The organism is Mycobacterium sp., from assembly GCF_032162605.1.
Taxonomy (GTDB): Bacteria; Actinomycetota; Actinomycetes; order Mycobacteriales; family Mycobacteriaceae; genus Mycobacterium.
In genome coordinates this window covers 1-14,955 of record NZ_JAVROT010000412.1, presented here as the reverse complement: position 1 = coordinate 14,955, position 14,955 = coordinate 1, and the positions used below count along the sequence as shown (strand labels likewise).

The 14,955-nt window shown below is 64.1% G+C and carries 15 protein-coding genes and 3 pseudogenes; 9 read left to right on the top strand and 9 right to left on the bottom strand.

Annotated elements, in window-relative coordinates:
• The coding region (locus QOI01_RS23455; RefSeq protein ID WP_526385203.1) for a DUF3817 domain-containing protein at positions 1–199 on the bottom strand (199 nt) is incomplete at its 3' end.
• Positions 200–255: 56 nt separating this feature from the next.
• On the bottom strand, positions 256–1,437 hold the full coding sequence (locus tag QOI01_RS23450) for a thiolase family protein (protein ID WP_526385201.1): 1,182 nt from the start codon (positions 1,435–1,437) through the stop codon (positions 256–258).
• A gap of 83 nt (positions 1,438–1,520) precedes the next feature.
• Here QOI01_RS23450 and mce point away from each other — a divergent pair, with 83 nt between their 5' ends.
• Complete coding sequence (gene mce, locus QOI01_RS23445; RefSeq protein ID WP_526385199.1) at positions 1,521–1,994, top strand: methylmalonyl-CoA epimerase; 474 nt, start codon at positions 1,521–1,523, stop codon at positions 1,992–1,994.
• Between the two features lie 13 nt (positions 1,995–2,007).
• Here the strand turns inward: mce and QOI01_RS23440 are convergent, their stop codons facing one another.
• Positions 2,008–2,304 carry an Rv1322 family protein gene (locus tag QOI01_RS23440; protein ID WP_526385197.1) on the bottom strand — a complete coding sequence of 99 codons (297 nt, stop codon included), beginning with the start codon at positions 2,302–2,304 and terminating at the stop codon, positions 2,008–2,010.
• Between the two features lie 17 nt (positions 2,305–2,321).
• Entirely contained in the window at positions 2,322–2,993 is a 672-nt protein-coding gene (gene nucS / locus QOI01_RS23435; RefSeq protein ID WP_526385196.1) for an endonuclease NucS, read from the bottom strand.
• A 48-nt stretch (positions 2,994–3,041) separates the two neighbouring features.
• Here nucS and QOI01_RS23430 point away from each other — a divergent pair, with 48 nt between their 5' ends.
• Positions 3,042–4,649 (top strand): adenylate/guanylate cyclase domain-containing protein, encoded by a 1,608-nt coding sequence (locus QOI01_RS23430; protein WP_526385194.1) that lies wholly within the window; start codon positions 3,042–3,044, stop codon positions 4,647–4,649.
• 89 nt (positions 4,650–4,738) lie between these two features.
• Positions 4,739–5,041, top strand: a complete 303-nt coding sequence (locus QOI01_RS23425; RefSeq protein WP_526385192.1) for a hypothetical protein — start codon at positions 4,739–4,741, stop codon at positions 5,039–5,041.
• Positions 5,042–5,044: 3 nt separating this feature from the next.
• Here the strand turns inward: QOI01_RS23425 and glsA are convergent, their stop codons facing one another.
• Positions 5,045–6,331, bottom strand: a complete 1,287-nt coding sequence (gene glsA / locus QOI01_RS23420; RefSeq protein WP_526385190.1) for a glutaminase A — start codon at positions 6,329–6,331, stop codon at positions 5,045–5,047.
• Positions 6,332–6,379: 48 nt separating this feature from the next.
• Positions 6,380–6,592: pseudogene (locus tag QOI01_RS23415) on the bottom strand (hypothetical protein); the annotation flags it as partial.
• 172 nt (positions 6,593–6,764) lie between these two features.
• On the opposite strand from QOI01_RS23415, the gene QOI01_RS23410 reads away from it, so the two are divergent.
• On the top strand, positions 6,765–7,655 hold the full coding sequence (locus tag QOI01_RS23410) for an SDR family NAD(P)-dependent oxidoreductase (protein WP_526385188.1): 891 nt from the start codon (positions 6,765–6,767) through the stop codon (positions 7,653–7,655).
• 418 nt (positions 7,656–8,073) lie between these two features.
• On the opposite strand, the gene QOI01_RS23405 is transcribed toward QOI01_RS23410, so the two are convergent.
• Positions 8,074–8,478: a TetR/AcrR family transcriptional regulator gene (locus QOI01_RS23405; protein ID WP_526385186.1), complete on the bottom strand. Its 405-nt coding sequence runs from the start codon at positions 8,476–8,478 to the stop codon at positions 8,074–8,076.
• Positions 8,479–9,305: 827 nt separating this feature from the next.
• On the opposite strand from QOI01_RS23405, the pseudogene QOI01_RS23400 reads away from it, so the two are divergent.
• Positions 9,306–10,901: pseudogene (locus QOI01_RS23400) on the top strand (GMC family oxidoreductase).
• Between the two features lie 39 nt (positions 10,902–10,940).
• A complete protein-coding gene (locus QOI01_RS23395) occupies positions 10,941–11,483 on the top strand; it encodes a cupin domain-containing protein (protein ID WP_526385184.1) in 543 nt (180 codons plus the stop codon).
• A gap of 89 nt (positions 11,484–11,572) precedes the next feature.
• On the opposite strand, the gene QOI01_RS23390 is transcribed toward QOI01_RS23395, so the two are convergent.
• Together QOI01_RS23390 and QOI01_RS23385 are read right to left on the bottom strand one after the other, a co-directional pair.
• Positions 11,573–11,818 (bottom strand): hypothetical protein, encoded by a 246-nt coding sequence (locus tag QOI01_RS23390; RefSeq protein WP_526385182.1) that lies wholly within the window; start codon positions 11,816–11,818, stop codon positions 11,573–11,575.
• Between the two features lie 404 nt (positions 11,819–12,222).
• Positions 12,223–12,887, bottom strand: a pseudogene (locus QOI01_RS23385) (aldo/keto reductase).
• A 116-nt stretch (positions 12,888–13,003) separates the two neighbouring features.
• Between QOI01_RS23385 and QOI01_RS23380 the strand changes: the two are divergent.
• From QOI01_RS23380 to QOI01_RS23370, 3 genes are all read left to right on the top strand, one after another.
• Positions 13,004–13,561 (top strand): TetR/AcrR family transcriptional regulator, encoded by a 558-nt coding sequence (locus tag QOI01_RS23380; protein ID WP_526385180.1) that lies wholly within the window; start codon positions 13,004–13,006, stop codon positions 13,559–13,561.
• A 157-nt stretch (positions 13,562–13,718) separates the two neighbouring features.
• Complete coding sequence (locus tag QOI01_RS23375) at positions 13,719–14,036, top strand: transposase (RefSeq protein ID WP_526385178.1); 318 nt, start codon at positions 13,719–13,721, stop codon at positions 14,034–14,036.
• The gene (locus QOI01_RS23370) at positions 14,033–14,926 is read left to right on the top strand and encodes an IS3 family transposase (RefSeq protein WP_526385176.1); all 894 of its coding nucleotides are present in this window, start codon (positions 14,033–14,035) and stop codon (positions 14,924–14,926) included. The genes QOI01_RS23375 and QOI01_RS23370 overlap by 4 nt, the downstream gene beginning before the upstream one ends.
• Positions 14,927–14,955: the final 29 nt, after the last annotated feature.

Genomic DNA, 14,955 nt, shown 5'->3' with positions numbered 1-14,955 from the left:
CAGCAACGACGAACGCAATGAAGACCAGCCCGTGGGCCATGCCAAAGATCTTCACTCCGACCTCGGTGCGGGGTGTGCCGAGGTACTTGAAGTACATCCCGATCAGCAGACCGACCCACGTGACGGCCTCCGCAAACGCGATCAACCGGAACCAGCCCGCGACCTTGCTGGCATCGAAAGTGCTCGTCATGGCCGCCATTGTGCCTGAACGCGCGGCTAGCTACTACGCTGCGTCGTTGAGCTATTGGCCGGGCCTCAGGGGCGACGCAGGATCAGGGCATCGCCCTGCCCGCCTGCTCCGCAGAGCGCCGCGACGGCGTAACCCGAACCACGCCGGGCCAACTCGAGGGCGGCGTGCAACGTGATTCGCGCGCCGGACATGCCGATCGGGTGGCCGATGGCGATGGCGCCGCCGTCCACGTTGACCAAGGCGGCGTCGATGCCGAGCTCCTTGGTGGAAGCCAGCGCGACCGCTGAGAATGCCTCGTTGATCTCGATGACGTCGAGTTGGTCGATCGAGATGCCCTCCCTGGCGATCGCCTTCTTGATCGCGTTCGCGGGTTGGCTCTGCAGCGTCGAGTCCGGCCCTGCCACGACGCCGTGGGCACCGATCTCACACAACCAGTCGAGCCCCAACTCCTCGGCCTTGGACTTGTTCATCACCACGACTGCACAAGCTCCGTCGGAGATCTGCGACGCCGACCCGGCCGTGATGGTGCCGTCCGTGCGGAAAGCCGGCCGCAGCCCGGCCAGCGACTCCACGGTGGTGTTGGCCCGAATGCCCTCGTCCTCGGCGAACTCGATCGGGTCGCCCTTTCGCTGGGGGATCTTCACCGGGACGACCTCGTCGGCGTACACGCCGTCCTTCCACGCCGCCGCCGCCAGTTGATGCGACCGTGCCGCGAACTCGTCCTGCTCCGTGCGGGTGAACTGGTCGACGTCGTTGCGCTGCTCGGTGAGCGCGCCCATCGGCTGGTCGGTGAACACGTCGTACAGGCCGTCGTAGGCCATGTGGTCGAGCACCGTGACGTCGCCGTACTTGTATCCCGACCGGCTGTCCATCAGCATGTGCGGCGCCTTGGTCATCGACTCCTGCCCGCCGGCGACCACGACGTCGAACTCGCCCGCCCGGATGAGTTGGTCGGCCAGCGCGATGGCGTCGATGCCGGAGAGACACATCTTGTTGATCGTCAGCGCGGGCACGTCCCAGCCGATGCCCGCGGCGACGGCGGCCTGGCGGGCGGGCATCTGCCCGGCGCCTGCGGTGAGCACCTGACCCATGATCACGTACTCGACGGCTGAGGCCGCCACCCCTGCCTTCTCCAGCGCTCCGGCGATGGCGACGGCACCGAGGTCACTCCCGGAGAAGTCCTTGAGCGATCCCATCAGTTTGCCGACCGGCGTACGGGCTCCAGCTACGATCACCGACGTCGTCATGTGCTACCTCCATGGGCCTTGTTCCGGGAAATGTGTGGCCAATCACACTACGTAAACATTCCGGTAAAGGTTACCGTGACTAAATGACGACCGAGCATGTTGGTACGCGCTCCGTGCTGTCGAGCGCTCTCGTGACAGCCGTCGACCACGTCGGCATTGCGGTCCCCGACCTCGACGTCGCGATCAAGTGGTATCACGACTATCTCGGCATGATCGTGCTCCACGAAGAGGTCAACGACGATCAGGGCATCCGCGAGGCCATGCTGTCGGTCCGCGGCGCGCCCAAGGGCAGCGCCCAGGTGCAACTGATGTCTCCGTTGGACGAGAATTCGACGATCGCCAAGTTCATCGACAAGCGTGGTCCCGGTCTGCAGCAACTGGCCTACCGCACCGGCGATCTCGACACCCTGTCGGATCGGCTACGCGAAGACGGCATGCGGCTCATCTATGACGCTCCCCGCCGCGGCACGGCAAACTCGCGGATCAACTTCATCCACCCGAAGGACACCGGCGGCGTGTTGATCGAGCTGGTCGAGCCCGCCTCCGATGAGCACTGAAGAGCACTGACCGCTAAGACCACTTCCTGGTCGGTCCGCGCGTCGCGCGATTGCTCCAACACGGCGTGTGCCAGTGCCGTCGGTCGTCGACGGCGGACTCTCCCATGTCGGCCGGCCACACGACCACGTGAGGCGTGGCCGGTCTGATCTCCTGATCACACCCGGGACAGCGGTACGTCTTGGTCGCCCTCGACGCGGCGACAGGCTTGACGTCGTAGTCGTAGCCGTCCGGTCCGACCTCGACGCGGCGCGACCCGGCGAACGGCGGCAACGGCGGTTGTCTGCGAGGTGGGGTACGGCGCCTGGCCATGGCTCCAGTGTAGGGCCTCAGAACAGTCGGAACTCGGTACTGTCCAGGCCGCGCATCTGGTCATAATCCAATGTCACGCAACGTATTCCACGGTCGACCGCGAGCGTGCGCGCCTGAGGCTTGATCTGCTGGGCGGCGAAGACGCCGCTCACCGGGGCCAGTCGAGCGTCCCGGTTCAAGAGGTCCAGATAGCGGGTGAGCTGCTCGACGCCGTCAATCTCGCCGCGTCGCTTGATCTCGACGGCCACCGAGCGTCCCGTCTCGTCTCGGCACATCAGGTCGACGGGACCGATCGCGGTCATGTACTCCCGCCGGACCAAGGTGTATCCGACGCCGAGCAACTCGACGTGCTCGGCGAGCAGCACCTGCAGGTGCGCCTCGACGCCATCCTTGACCAGCCCGGGATCGACGCCCAGCTCGTGGCTGGAGTCGTGCTCGACGTCCTCGACGGTGATGCGCAACTGCTCGCCCGCCTTGTTCTCCACCACCCACACCGGACTGGGACCACCCGTCTGCTCGACGAGCCAGCACGGCGGGCTCATCCAGTTCAACGGCTTGTAGGCACGGTCGTCGGCGTGCACGCTGACCGACCCGTCCGACTTGATCAACAACAGCCGGCGGGCAGAGGGTAGGTGAGCCGTGAGGCGCCCGACGTAGTCGACGGTGCACTGGGCGATGACGAGGCGCACGGGAACAACCATAGATGGCCGCTGCAGGCTTACTAGGCTGACGCCACGATGATGCAGAAGAAGAGCACGGCGCAGCGGCTGGGCCGTGTCCTGGAGTCGGTGACCAACCAGAGCAGCCGGGAGGGGGCCACCCCCGAGTACGGCTCGTGGATCCTGGGCCGCGTGTCGGAGAGCCAGCGCCGCCGGAGGATCCGCATTCAGGTCATCCTCACGCTGTTCGTCGTGGTGGCCAACCTGATCGGGATCGGCGTCGCCACGTTGGTGGTCACCGTCGCCTTCCCCACGCCGAGCGTGTTCGAGCCGCAGGTCCGGTGGATCACCTTCATCGCCGTCCCCGTCTACATCTTCGGTGCGCTGATCGTCGGTGTCTTCTGGGCCACCTATCGCGTGATGAACAACGTCCGCTGGTCCATCGAAGAGTGCACACCCACGAAGGCGGACCAGCACAATACGTTCTTGGCGCCGTGGCGTCTGACCCGGGTGCTATTGATTCTGTGGGGCCTGGGCACGATCGTTCTCACGACGATGTACGCACTCGTCGACACCCAGTTCATCCCGAAGTGGCTCCTGGGCATCAGCTTCCCCGGCATCGTCGTGTCGGCCAGCTGCTATCTGTTAACCGAGTTCGCACTGCGCCCGGTCGCCGCCCAAGCGCTGGAGGTCGGCCCCCCGCCGCGGCGGTTCGCCCCCGGGGTCATGGGCCGCACCATGTTGGTGTGGGCACTCGGGTCGGGGGTGCCGGTGCTGGGCATCCTGCTGGCCGCGACCATCACGCTGTCACTGAGGAACGTGACGCCGACCCAATTCACCGTCGCCGTGATGATTCTCGCCCTGTTCGCGTTGGTGTTCGGCGCCATTACGATGTGGATCCTGGCCTGGCTCACGGCCACCCCGGTGCGGACGGTGTACGCCGCGCTCAACCGCGTCGAGCAAGGCGATCTGGACACCGACCTGGTGGTGTTCGACGGCACCGAACTCGGTCAGCTGCAGCGCGGATTCAACTCGATGGTCACCGGGCTGAGGGAACGAGAGCGCGTGCGTGACCTGTTCGGCCAGCACGTCGGCCGTGAGGTTGCCGCGCTGGCGGAGAAGGAACGCCCGCAGCTCGGTGGTGAGGAACGCCGCGCGGCAGTCATATTCGTGGACATCATCGGATCAACGCAGCTGGTGACGAGTCGGCCCGCTGTCGAGGTCGTCGAATTGCTCAACCGATTCTTCGCCGTCGTCGTCGACGAGGTGGACCGCCACCACGGATTGGTCAACAAGTTCGAAGGCGACGCCGTCCTCGCCGTGTTCGGCGCACCCGTGTCACTCGAGAACTCCGAGGAAGAGGCACTGGCCGCCGCGCGGGGAATGGCGCAGCGGTTGCGAGCCGAGGTGCCCGAATGCCAGGCGGGCATCGGGGTCGCGGCGGGCATGGTGGTGGCGGGAAACGTCGGCGCCAAGGAACGTTTCGAGTACACGGTGATCGGCGAACCCGTCAACGAGGCTGCCCGGCTCTGCGAGCTCTCCAAGTCCGTCGACGGACATCTGGTCGCCTCGTCGGCGACCGTGGAACGTGCCGGCGAAAGCGAGAGTGCGCATTGGACTCTCGGCGAGACGGTGACACTGCGGGGCCACGACGAACCGACCCGGCTCGCCGTGCCGGTCCAGTAGCCGGGAACGGCGCCTGCGGCGCGTTACGCTCGGAGCGTTCTCACAGCGGGGACACAGAACTTCTTAAGAGATGCAGGGGCGCTGGTCACATGTCACTCGCATTGCGACGCTACGTAGCGCTGCTGGTTGCCTTCGGCGGCGCCGCAGCAGTCATCCTCGTCCCGGCAGCGGCGGCAGACCCGGACATCGACACCAAGTCGGCGGCAGCCGTGATCGAAGAACTACGGGCAGAGGGTTACGTCGTTGAGGTCAACGGGGTTTCGAGCGGTAACACCTCACTTCTGACCTCCTGCACGGTGACGAATATCCACAATCCGGTTGGCCCCACCACGGACCCGACGACGACCACGACGGTCTACGTCGACGTCGCGTGCCCCATCTCGCACGGCTGACGCTCACATCCAGTTCTCTCGCAGACCCTTGTCGGCGGTCGCGACCGCCTCATCAACGGTGGCAAAGCGGACTGCTTCGTATTCCGGCTCGTTGCGGACGACGATCCCCTCCGGATCGACGAAATAGCCGGCCTTTCCGTCGGCGCGTAAGTCGGCACTGGTTCCCGAGAGCAATTCGCGTGCCGCATCGTCGATGTCGTCGACGCGGGAGACGTCGAGGATCGCCGCGGCGAAGTTCCCGCGCTCGCGATCCACGATGCGCGCAACCTGCTCGGCCCCGCTGAACAGCAGATCGCCGTGCGTCTCGTAGACGCGGATGCCGTCGCGCGGCTCGTACACCGCCCGCAGCGTGGCGCGGGAGTCGCGGGACACGGTGAGGAAGTGCAAACCGAGTTGCTCGGATAGGCTGCGGCACAAGCGGACTCCGCGCACGCTGTTGCCCTTGGCGTCGAGTAGCGGTGAGTACACGCCGATGCCGAGCTGGCCGGGAAGCACGGCGACGATGCCTCCGCCCACCCCGCTCTTGGCCGGCATGCCGACGGCGCTGACCCAGTCCCCCGCCGCGTCGTACATGCCACACGTCACCATCACCGAAAGCGTGCGCTTGACGACGGAGGCGTTGGTCACCCTCCGGCCCGTCATCGGGTTCACCCCGCCGCGGGCCAGGGTCGCGGCCATGCGTGCCAGATCGGTCGAGGTGACCTTCAACGAACACTGTCGGAAGTACACGTCGAGGACGTCGTCAGGATCGTCGTCGAGCACCCCGAAGCTCTGCAGCATGTAGGCGATAGCACGGTTGCGGCTTCCGGTGGCCTTCTCCGACGCATAGACGTCGTGATCGAGTTCGAGCCGACGACCCGCGAACGCGGAGTAGAACTCCTGAATCAGGGCGAACCGCTCGTCGGTTGTCTTCGCCGGGATCAACGACACGGCCGCGATGGCACCGGCGTTGACCATCGGGTTCTTCGGCTTCTTGGTGGTCCCGTCGACGCTGATCTCGTTGAACGCCTCCCCGGACGGCTCGACACCGATCTTGGCGTCCACCGCGTCCTGGCCGATCCGGTCCAGTGCCAACGCGTAGGTGAACGGCTTCGAGATCGACTGAATGGTGAATTCGACTCCTGCATCGCCACATTCGTAGACGTACCCATCCGCCGAGGACAACGACAGGCCGAACCCGTTCGGATCGACGCGCGTGAGTTCGGGGATGTAGCTTGCGAGCGCCCCGTCGCGCACCTGCCGGTGCTCGTCGAGGATTCGGTCCAGGTAACGCTGTACCAATCGGGCCACCGTCGGATTGTAGGTTCTCTACTACTGCTGGGGGTACGGCGCGAGTTGTCAGGCCGGTACCGGATGGTGGGCAATCCACTGCAGTCCCGCCTTGGCCGCCCGCACCAATGCGCCGTACTCGCCGAGATAGTCGGCGACCGCTCCCACGGCGGGAAGCATGCACGGGTATCTGAAGATGCGTCGCGGTCGCGGTCTCTTGACGAGTTCGTCGCCGAAGGCGCGCATAATCAGGCCCACCAGATGCCACAGTGCCCTGACCAACCCCGCTTCGGACGATGCCTGCCGCCCCTGCCCTGTTTTAACCGGGTCGACTCCGGCGAGTCGTTGCGGCCTCACGCCTTCCAGAAGGCCCAGCTCCTTCAGGGCCTAACATTGCCGCTCGCTTGCCACTCTCTTCACCCGGAGAACATGTGGGCGACCCGCGCAGATATCTGTGATTACGCGGGTTGGCGCGATCAACGCGCAGGGCGCTGGGTCAAGATTCGCCAAAGGTGGACTCCGTGGTCGCACGACCCATGTCGGGCGACGAGCTAGGGCAGTACGATTGGCAACCGTGGAGCGTTTCAGGGACCGTGTTGCGATCGTGACGGGCGCTGGCGCCCCTGAAGGAATCGGCGCCGCGGTTGCCCGACAGTTGGTGGCCGAGGGCGCACGGGTCGTGTTGGGGGCAACCTCCGACCGAGTGCTTGACCGAGTCGCCGAACTGGGTGACGCCGCTACGGGGGTTACCGCCGACCTAACCGTCGACGGGTCAGCCGACGTATTGGTGCAGACCGCGCTGGACCGGTGGGGCCGACTTGATGTGGTTGTCAACAATGCCGGCATGACGTCGGTCGCCTGGGGGTGGGATGCCGACGGAGATGTCAACGAATTGTCGCTTTCCGAGTGGAACGCGGCGATCGCCCGCAACCTCACCACAGCGTTTCTCATGTGTCGGGCGGCGGTGCCGACAATGCGGAACGCCGGTTACGGGCGCATCGTCTCAGTAGGCTCCACCACTGGCACGGTTAACGCGATGCCGGGACAGTCGCCGTATGGTGCCGCGAAAGCCGCGCTGGTGGGGTTGACTCAAGCCCTTGCCTTGGAGGTGGTGGGCAGCGGGATCACCGTAAACCTGGTCGCACCGGGCTATGTCGCTACTGGATCACAGCTGGCTTTCGAAGCTCAGGCAGCGGCAAGGGGGCCGATGGGCCGCAGCGGAACCCCCGATGAAATCGCCTCGAGCGTGTTGTTTTTGGCGCATGACTCGGCTTCGTTCGTCACCGGCGCAGTGCTGGTGGTCGACGGCGGTCACAACCTTCCGGAGACCTGGCCGCGCCCGTAGTTGGCCGAAGTTGCAGCGTCACCAACCAACATTCCCGAAGCCAGGATGACCACGCCTCATGAGGATTGGGGTGCGCTGGGCTCCTCCGAACACGTCTTGGTGCTGCCGTCCGACATTGTCATTGGGTCGGACCGGCCACCGACTCTTGCTAACCTTGGATCCGCTCCCCGCCAGGCGAATTCAACCTATGGAAAGCGCTGGCGTGCAACACCGGCCGTTTGGACAAGACGCAACCGGCCGCGTGGCGGAGGCTGGCAACCCGCGCCGACATCAGGTTTGAGCGCAAAACATCGTTGTTTCGCCCGTCACGCATCTGATTTCGGCGGCGTCCGCAGGCCGTCGATCACGATGTCGAGCATGCGACCGGTGCGCTCTTCCCAGTCGTCTGCCGGATCGATGCGCCACAGAAAACCCATCATCAGGATGACGTCGTCGGGGTCCAGCCCCGGCCGAGTGACTCCAGCCCGCTCGCAAAATCCAGCAGCATCGTCAGAGCGCCGATCACCGGTTCATACGTCTCGCCCGAAAGGCCGTCCGTGGTCGCCGCGCGCAACACGTCGGCAAGGCCGTGCTTCATTCTCCCGTAGTCCGCCAGGCGCTCGAACCATTGCCGCAGCGCCTCCACCGGCGGACGCCGCTTGAGCAGCTCCGGCGCCAGATTGGCGAGTTGCGCGACGTCATGGCGATAGACCGCGAGTACCAATGCTTCTCGGCTGGGAAAGTGCCGGTACAGCGTGCCCGGTCCGACGCCCGCTTTCTTCGCGATCGCGTTGAGTGATGCATTGCTGTCTGCGCCTTGCCACCCAACTACTGAGCTGCACATCTGATATGTAGGCGGCATCGAATACGGCGGGTTGCTGCTGGGCGACGTAACATGTTGCTTTACAATATGTTTCGCGATCCGATGACTTCACGCGCTTATCTCCTAGGTCAAAGCCCGTGAGCGGCTCACCACCGCCCATTCTGCGCGCGTATCGGACCGTCCAATCTTCGGCATCCGGGCTAACGGTGATCCCGAATCCCACCGTGGTGGGCCAGGTCCCGGTCGGCGTGGTCGTCGCCGCGAGCGTTTTGGAACCCGACCTTCAGTGTTGCGCTGACATCCGCGGCGACGGCGAAGGGTGCTGAAAGGAGACTCCACAGCCCCGATGGCTCTCATGGCCGCCCTCAAACCCCCATCCCGTGACTGTGGTTCGGAGTGGGATCCAACCTGGTCGTCGTACGGTCGTTTCACTCGGCGGCACCCGAGCCTCGTTCAAACGCGAATCATTGACCAAATAGCGCGGATCCAAGCGCTGGCGATGGCACGCCGCCGTCAACAGTGGCTACCGTCGCAGCTATGGAACGTCCGCATCGAATTGCAGAATCGGTCGGCAGCCCAACTCATTCAGGTGCGCCACCGCCTCGGCACACCACCCGAGCTATTGGAGGCGCAGCTCGCGCGGCCGGCGCGCTTCGACCGATTCCCTCCACCGCACCCTGGCCGCCCCGGCATCACACCTGAGGCTGTTGCGATCACTCCCTTGAGGGCCGCACTAGCCCCCGGTCGGTCTGTAATTCGCAAGAGACGCCGGCGCAGATCGCGCTCCCCGCGCGGTGCCGGTCCGGCTGAAGCGCTTTGGCACCAACAGATTAGAAATGAGACGAGATATGAAGAACAACCCCACTCCTCGTCGCCGGCACCAGCTTGGTGCTGAGGTAATGCCGCAGTACGACTTCATTGTCTGCGGGTCGGGGTCGTCGGGTTGCGTGGTGGCGCGTCGACTGTCGGAAGATGCCGATGTCAGTGTGTTGCTGCTGGAGGCCGGTGGTCCCGATGACATGCCCGCGGTGATGGAGGCCGATCAGTGGTTGTTGAACCTGGGCAGTGAGCGGGACTGGAATTTTTCGTCGCAGCCCAGCCCCCATGTCAACGGCCGCTCGATTCCGATGTCGATGGGCAAGGTGTTAGGTGGCGGTTCGAGCATCAACGGCATGATGTGGTCGCGCGGGCACCAGAACGATTGGGATTACATCGCATCGGAAGCCGGCGATAAGGCGTGGAGCTATGAGTCGGTGTTGAACATTTACCGGTCCATCGAGGATTGGCATGGTTCTCCCGGCCCGGACTACCGCGGGACGGGAGGACCGGTTTACATCGAGCCCGCACCCAATCCCAACCCGATCGCACCCGCAGCGATCCAGGGTGCCCGCTCGGTGGGGATCCCGACGTTTGAGAACTCGAACGGTCAAATGATGGAGGGCGAACGCTGCGCGTCGATCGTAGATCTGCGAGCCCGCAATGGATCCCGCCAGTCGGTGTTTCGTTCCTACATTTCCCCCACTTTGCACCGGCCGAATCTGACCGTGCTCACCGGCGCTCTGGTGACCCGAGTGACCTTTGAACGTAGCCGGGCCACCGGTGTGGAGTTCAGCCACAACGGCACCGTCCACCGCATTGGCGCGGGGTCCGAAGTGGTGCTGTCGCTGGGCGCGATCCACACTCCCAAGGTGTTGATGCAATCGGGCATCGGCGACGAGGCCCAGTTGCAGCAATTCGGCATATCCGTCGTACAGCATCTGCCGGGGGGTCGGCCAGAACCTGCAGGACCATCCCCGCTTCGACTGTGTCTGGGAGTACCGCCAGCCGCTGCCGCCGCGCAACACCACGATCGAGGCGACCTACTTCTGGAAGAGCGACCCTGGCCTCGACAGCCCGGATTGCAGACCTGCCTGGGTGAACATCCGATGTCGAGTCCAGAGAATGCGGCCAGATTCGGTCTACCCGAGTTTGGCTGGACACTGGCCGGCGGCGTGGTACGGCCGAAGAGCCGTGGCCAGATCCGTCTGACCGGTCCCGATCCGACCGACCCGGTACGAATCGAGGCCAACACGTTGTCTGACCCTGCGGACATGAAGGCGGCGATAGCCAGTGTGGAACTGTGCCGCGAGATCGGCAACTCAGCGCCACTCAGTCCCTTCGCCAAACGCGAAGTCATGCCGGGCAATCTGACTGGCGCCGAGCTCGAGCGCTTCGTCCGCGACGCCGCCTCACCCTACTGGCACCAAACATGTACCGCCAAGATGGGCCACGACGCCATGTCAGTGGTGGATGGCAACCTGAAAATCAATGGTATCGAACGCCTTCGGATCGCCGACGGTTCGATCCTGCCACGCGTGACCACCGGAAACACCATGGCCCCGTGCGTCATCATCGGCGAACGCGCCGCGCAGATCCTTCGGGCCCAGCACAACCACACGATGTAGGAGCTCGGCGTCCCTCAGGACACGAAAGTCGGAGAGCACATGGAACCTCAGCAGCACATCAGCAACGTCGTTTACCGGATCGCCGAAAGAACACCTGCCGACGCTCTGGACGTGTTCGGGCCGACGGTCGAATTCCTAAGGCGGCCAAGCGATGCGGACGCGGATTTCTGCGTGCTGCTGGGCGTGGTGCCGCCCGGCGTGACAGTGCCGCTGCACAGCCATGACGACGCCGAAGACTTCTATATCGTCGCCGGCACCCAACAAGTGCTGATGCACGGCAACCAGGGCCTGGAATGGCGGGACGCTCACGCCGGCGACTACGTGCGGGTACCGGGCGGAACACTGCACGCTCACCGCAACGTCTCCGACAAACCAGCGGTCGACCTCATCGTCACTACTTCCCGCCTCGGACGGTTCTTTCTGGAAGTCGGGCGCCCCGTCACCGGTTCGCTTCAACCGCCGACGCCCGATGAGATCGCCCATTTCGTCGTCGTCGCCGCAAACTACGGCTATACCCTCGGCACACCAGAGGACAACGCTGCCGTGGGGATAGAGACGCCCGATAGCGCGACCAACCAATGAGTCACATACGTGACTGGCGAACGATCCCAACGCATCATTACAATCAGGGGACACGGCAGAAGCCTACGATGCAGGTCTCTCACCTCCACTCAAACAACAAGCGCCTCAGGGCGCACCGAGACGTCGTAGAGCACCAGCGACGCGGGCCCCAGCCCGGCTCGGTCGGCGCATGCTGTCGATAATGCTTGGCGCACTGCAGGTTTGGCGATCACCGGCAGGCGCCGTGTCACGGTTCGGTAATCGACCAGCTCGACGCCGGTCTCGGCCAGTACTCGTAGTGAGTCGGCCTTGCTGGTGGGCTCGATGATTCGAGCCAACACCAAGTCGCGGAACACCTCATCGCCTCCGGTCGCGGTATCGAACCCGAGCGCCTGTTAGACCCGGCACAAGCCCTGAGGTTGCCCCCGGATGGTGGACACAGGGTCAGGCGGCTTGTGCCGTCTGATTGTGGCGGTGTTCGGACTCGACTGGGCTGATCATGCCGATTTTCGAGTGTCGTCGGCGGTTGTAGATGCGTTCGATCCAGTCGCCAACTGCGAGCCTAGCAGCGATCTTCGTGGGCCGGGTCCGCCGGTTGTGTTGTATGGCTGGAAACTCTACGAGCCGTATCTGGTCCACGGCCCTGGCCTGCAAGACTCTCGGCCGACCAACTCAACGACCAGGTCCGGGAAAGCGTCCTGAAGGTGATCGAGTCGTGACGTGTTGCCGCCGGGACTTCGACGGACGCGTGTAGAAGTCGTCAACGGCGCCGAAGCCGTTTGTAGGTCAGGGCAGGGTTATCGAAATAGTTGTCGGCAGGGTTGATTTCGGTTCCCGGAGCGACGATTTCGTCGATGCGGTCCAGCACATCAGGGTCGAGTGCGACGTCGGCCCCGGCGATTGCGGCGTGGAGTTGCTCAACGGTGCGCGGACCGACGAGAACCGCAGTTGCCGCCGGGTGGGCGAGCACGAACCCGGTCGCCAGGTGTGCCAGCGGCAGGCCGGCGTCGGCGGCAAGCTTGGTAAGTTGCTCGACGGCGGCGAGTTTGGCCCGATTAGCAGGCACCGTCAGGTCGAAATCCTTTAGTCAGTCCCAAGTCGGCGCAGACTGTCCTCCACCGCCTGCACGATCCAGCGACGTGAGCCCCCCGACCGGTTGGGATCTTCGCCCATCGCCAGGCCAAATTTTGTTGCCAGCACCACGTCGTCGCGGCGCCCTTGCAGAGCCTTGCCGACAATTACCTCTGACTCACCAAGCGAGTAGACGTCCGCAGTGTCGACGAAGTTGACACCGGCATCAAGTGCCTCGTGGACAATGCGGATCCCCTCATCGTGATCGGCATTGCCGTAGCTGCCCAGCATCATCGTCCCAAGAGCGAGCTGGCTCACCGAGATACCCGTTGCACCAAGGATTCGTCGTTGCATTCGTCACTCCATTCAGTTCTGATGACAGCAGTTGCTAAACTCTGCCGTTATCCGGTGGGTCACTATCACTTTAACTGATAGCGGTACTCCGCTTCGGGGTAGTCGAGAGAGGCAAGATGTCGGTCACACAAGAACTGGCGGCACGTCGGCCCCACCGTAGCGACGCCGCACGCAACTTCGACGCAATCCTTACAGCCGCTAGAACAGCTTTCACCGACCACGGCCCACAAGCCTCGCTCGACGACATCGCTAAGGCCGCGGGGGTGGGGGTGGCCACCCTCTACCGCAACTTCCCGTCGCGCGGCGACCTCGTCGAAGCGGTCTACGCGGCCGAGGTCGACGACCTATGTCGCTACGGGCAACGGCTGCTTCGAACCGAGCCATGGCAGGCCCTTGTGGCGTGGCTGCGCCGTTTCGACAGCTACCTGACCACCAAACGTCAACTTGGCGACGCACTAGACCGCGAAACCGGAGACTTTCGGGCCAGCCGGGATGCCCTGTACACAACGGGACAGCAGCTGCTGGATCGCGCCCGCGACGCCGGCCGAGTGCGCGCTGAAGTTAGCGTCGATGACCTGCTGCGATTCTTCCTCGGCGTGGCCACCGTTCCGTGCCGTTCCAAACGACAACGCGAGCGCATACTGGCCTTGGCGATCCACGCGGTGGAACCATAGTTCGGTCACCACAAGCCAGCAGGTGCGTTGCCCACATCGAGACCGGGCGGCGCGGCCGAGGAAACGCCGTTCGCATCCGCCTCGCTGGCTGAACTTCCCCAGTTTCAGTGGACACCTGTGATAGCGGGACCCTGTTTCCTGCTGGAAGGATGTCAACATGTCCAGGACGCGTCGGTCGTTTACGCCTGAGTTCAAGGTGGAGGCTGCTCGTCGGGTGATTGATGGTCACCGCCCGGTGTCTGAGGTGGCCCGTGAACTGAATCTGCATGAGAACCTGCTGGCCAAATGGGTTCGCACGGAACGGCTCCGCGACGGGGTTGTCACCGATGTGCGACATGCGCCGCCCGATGGTGAACTGACTGCCGGCGAGCGGGCCGAACTGGTGCGGCTACGCGCCGAAGTCGCCGAGAAGGACCGAGATATCACGTTCCTGAAAAAAGTATCGGCGTACTTTGCGGCACAGCAACATCGGTGAGCAAGTTCGAGCTCATCGCCGCGGAGTGCGCCGACCGCGACGTATCGAAACTCACTGAACTGTTGGATGTTTCACGCTCAGGCTACTACGCGTGGGCTGCGCGGCAACGATCCACTCAACTCTCGCCGCATCAGCAGTGGCGCCGCGATCTCGAGGTGAAAATCCTGACGCACTGGAAGGCATCGACTCGCACCTACGGTTCGCCGCGGATCACCGCGGACCTGCACGCCGAGGGCATGTCCGTCTCGGAGAACACGGTCGCCAAGATCATGGCCGAGCTGGGTGTGGAGGGCATCAGCCCACGCACCTTCAAGGTCAAGACCACCCAGGTCGATCCGACCGCCACGTTCCCGCCGGACCGGGTCGGCCGGGTGTTCGATCAGGGCCGCCTGGACGCGGTGTGGACCTCGGACATCACCTATCTGAGCTGCGGTGAAGGCGACGCCTATCTCTGCGCGATCCGCGATGAACACTCGCGCAGGGTGCTGGGCTGGTCACTGGCCGATCACATGCGCACCGAGCTCGTCGAGCACGCCGTCGATGCAGCAGTCCTCACGCGTGGCGGATCAGTAGCCAGCACCATTTTGCACTCGGACCGCGGCAGTCAATTCACCAGCCATGATCTGGCTGCTGTGTGCGGGAAGTATGGCTTGCACCGTTCCATGGGTGCGACCGGCATCTGCTGGGACAACGCCGGTGTCGAGTCACTGTGGTCGACGATCAAGCACGAGTACTACAAGCGTCACGCTTTCACCACTTACGCGAATATGGCTGCAGGACTTGACAATTACATACGATTCTACAACCATGACAGGAGGCACAGCTCGTTGGAGATGCTCTCACCTATCGATTTCGAGATCGTCTCACTCGCACGTCAGCAATCAAGCTAACCGTGTCCACTTTTTCTGGGGAACCTCAG

What these genes read in the sequence shown, in the direction of transcription:
- QOI01_RS23450 (WP_526385201.1), bottom strand. Translation starts at nt 1,437, where the DNA reads ATGACGACGTCGGTGATCGTAGCTGGAGCCCGTACGCCGGTCGGCAAA.
- mce (WP_526385199.1), top strand. Translation starts at nt 1,521, where the DNA reads ATGACGACCGAGCATGTTGGTACGCGCTCCGTGCTGTCGAGCGCTCTC.
- QOI01_RS23440 (WP_526385197.1), bottom strand. Translation starts at nt 2,304, where the DNA reads ATGGCCAGGCGCCGTACCCCACCTCGCAGACAACCGCCGTTGCCGCCG.
- QOI01_RS23430 (WP_526385194.1), top strand. Translation starts at nt 3,042, where the DNA reads ATGATGCAGAAGAAGAGCACGGCGCAGCGGCTGGGCCGTGTCCTGGAG.
- QOI01_RS23425 (WP_526385192.1), top strand. Translation starts at nt 4,739, where the DNA reads ATGTCACTCGCATTGCGACGCTACGTAGCGCTGCTGGTTGCCTTCGGC.
- QOI01_RS23405 (WP_526385186.1), bottom strand. Translation starts at nt 8,478, where the DNA reads ATGTGCAGCTCAGTAGTTGGGTGGCAAGGCGCAGACAGCAATGCATCA.
- QOI01_RS23395 (WP_526385184.1), top strand. Translation starts at nt 10,941, where the DNA reads ATGGAACCTCAGCAGCACATCAGCAACGTCGTTTACCGGATCGCCGAA.
- QOI01_RS23380 (WP_526385180.1), top strand. Translation starts at nt 13,004, where the DNA reads ATGTCGGTCACACAAGAACTGGCGGCACGTCGGCCCCACCGTAGCGAC.
- QOI01_RS23375 (WP_526385178.1), top strand. Translation starts at nt 13,719, where the DNA reads ATGTCCAGGACGCGTCGGTCGTTTACGCCTGAGTTCAAGGTGGAGGCT.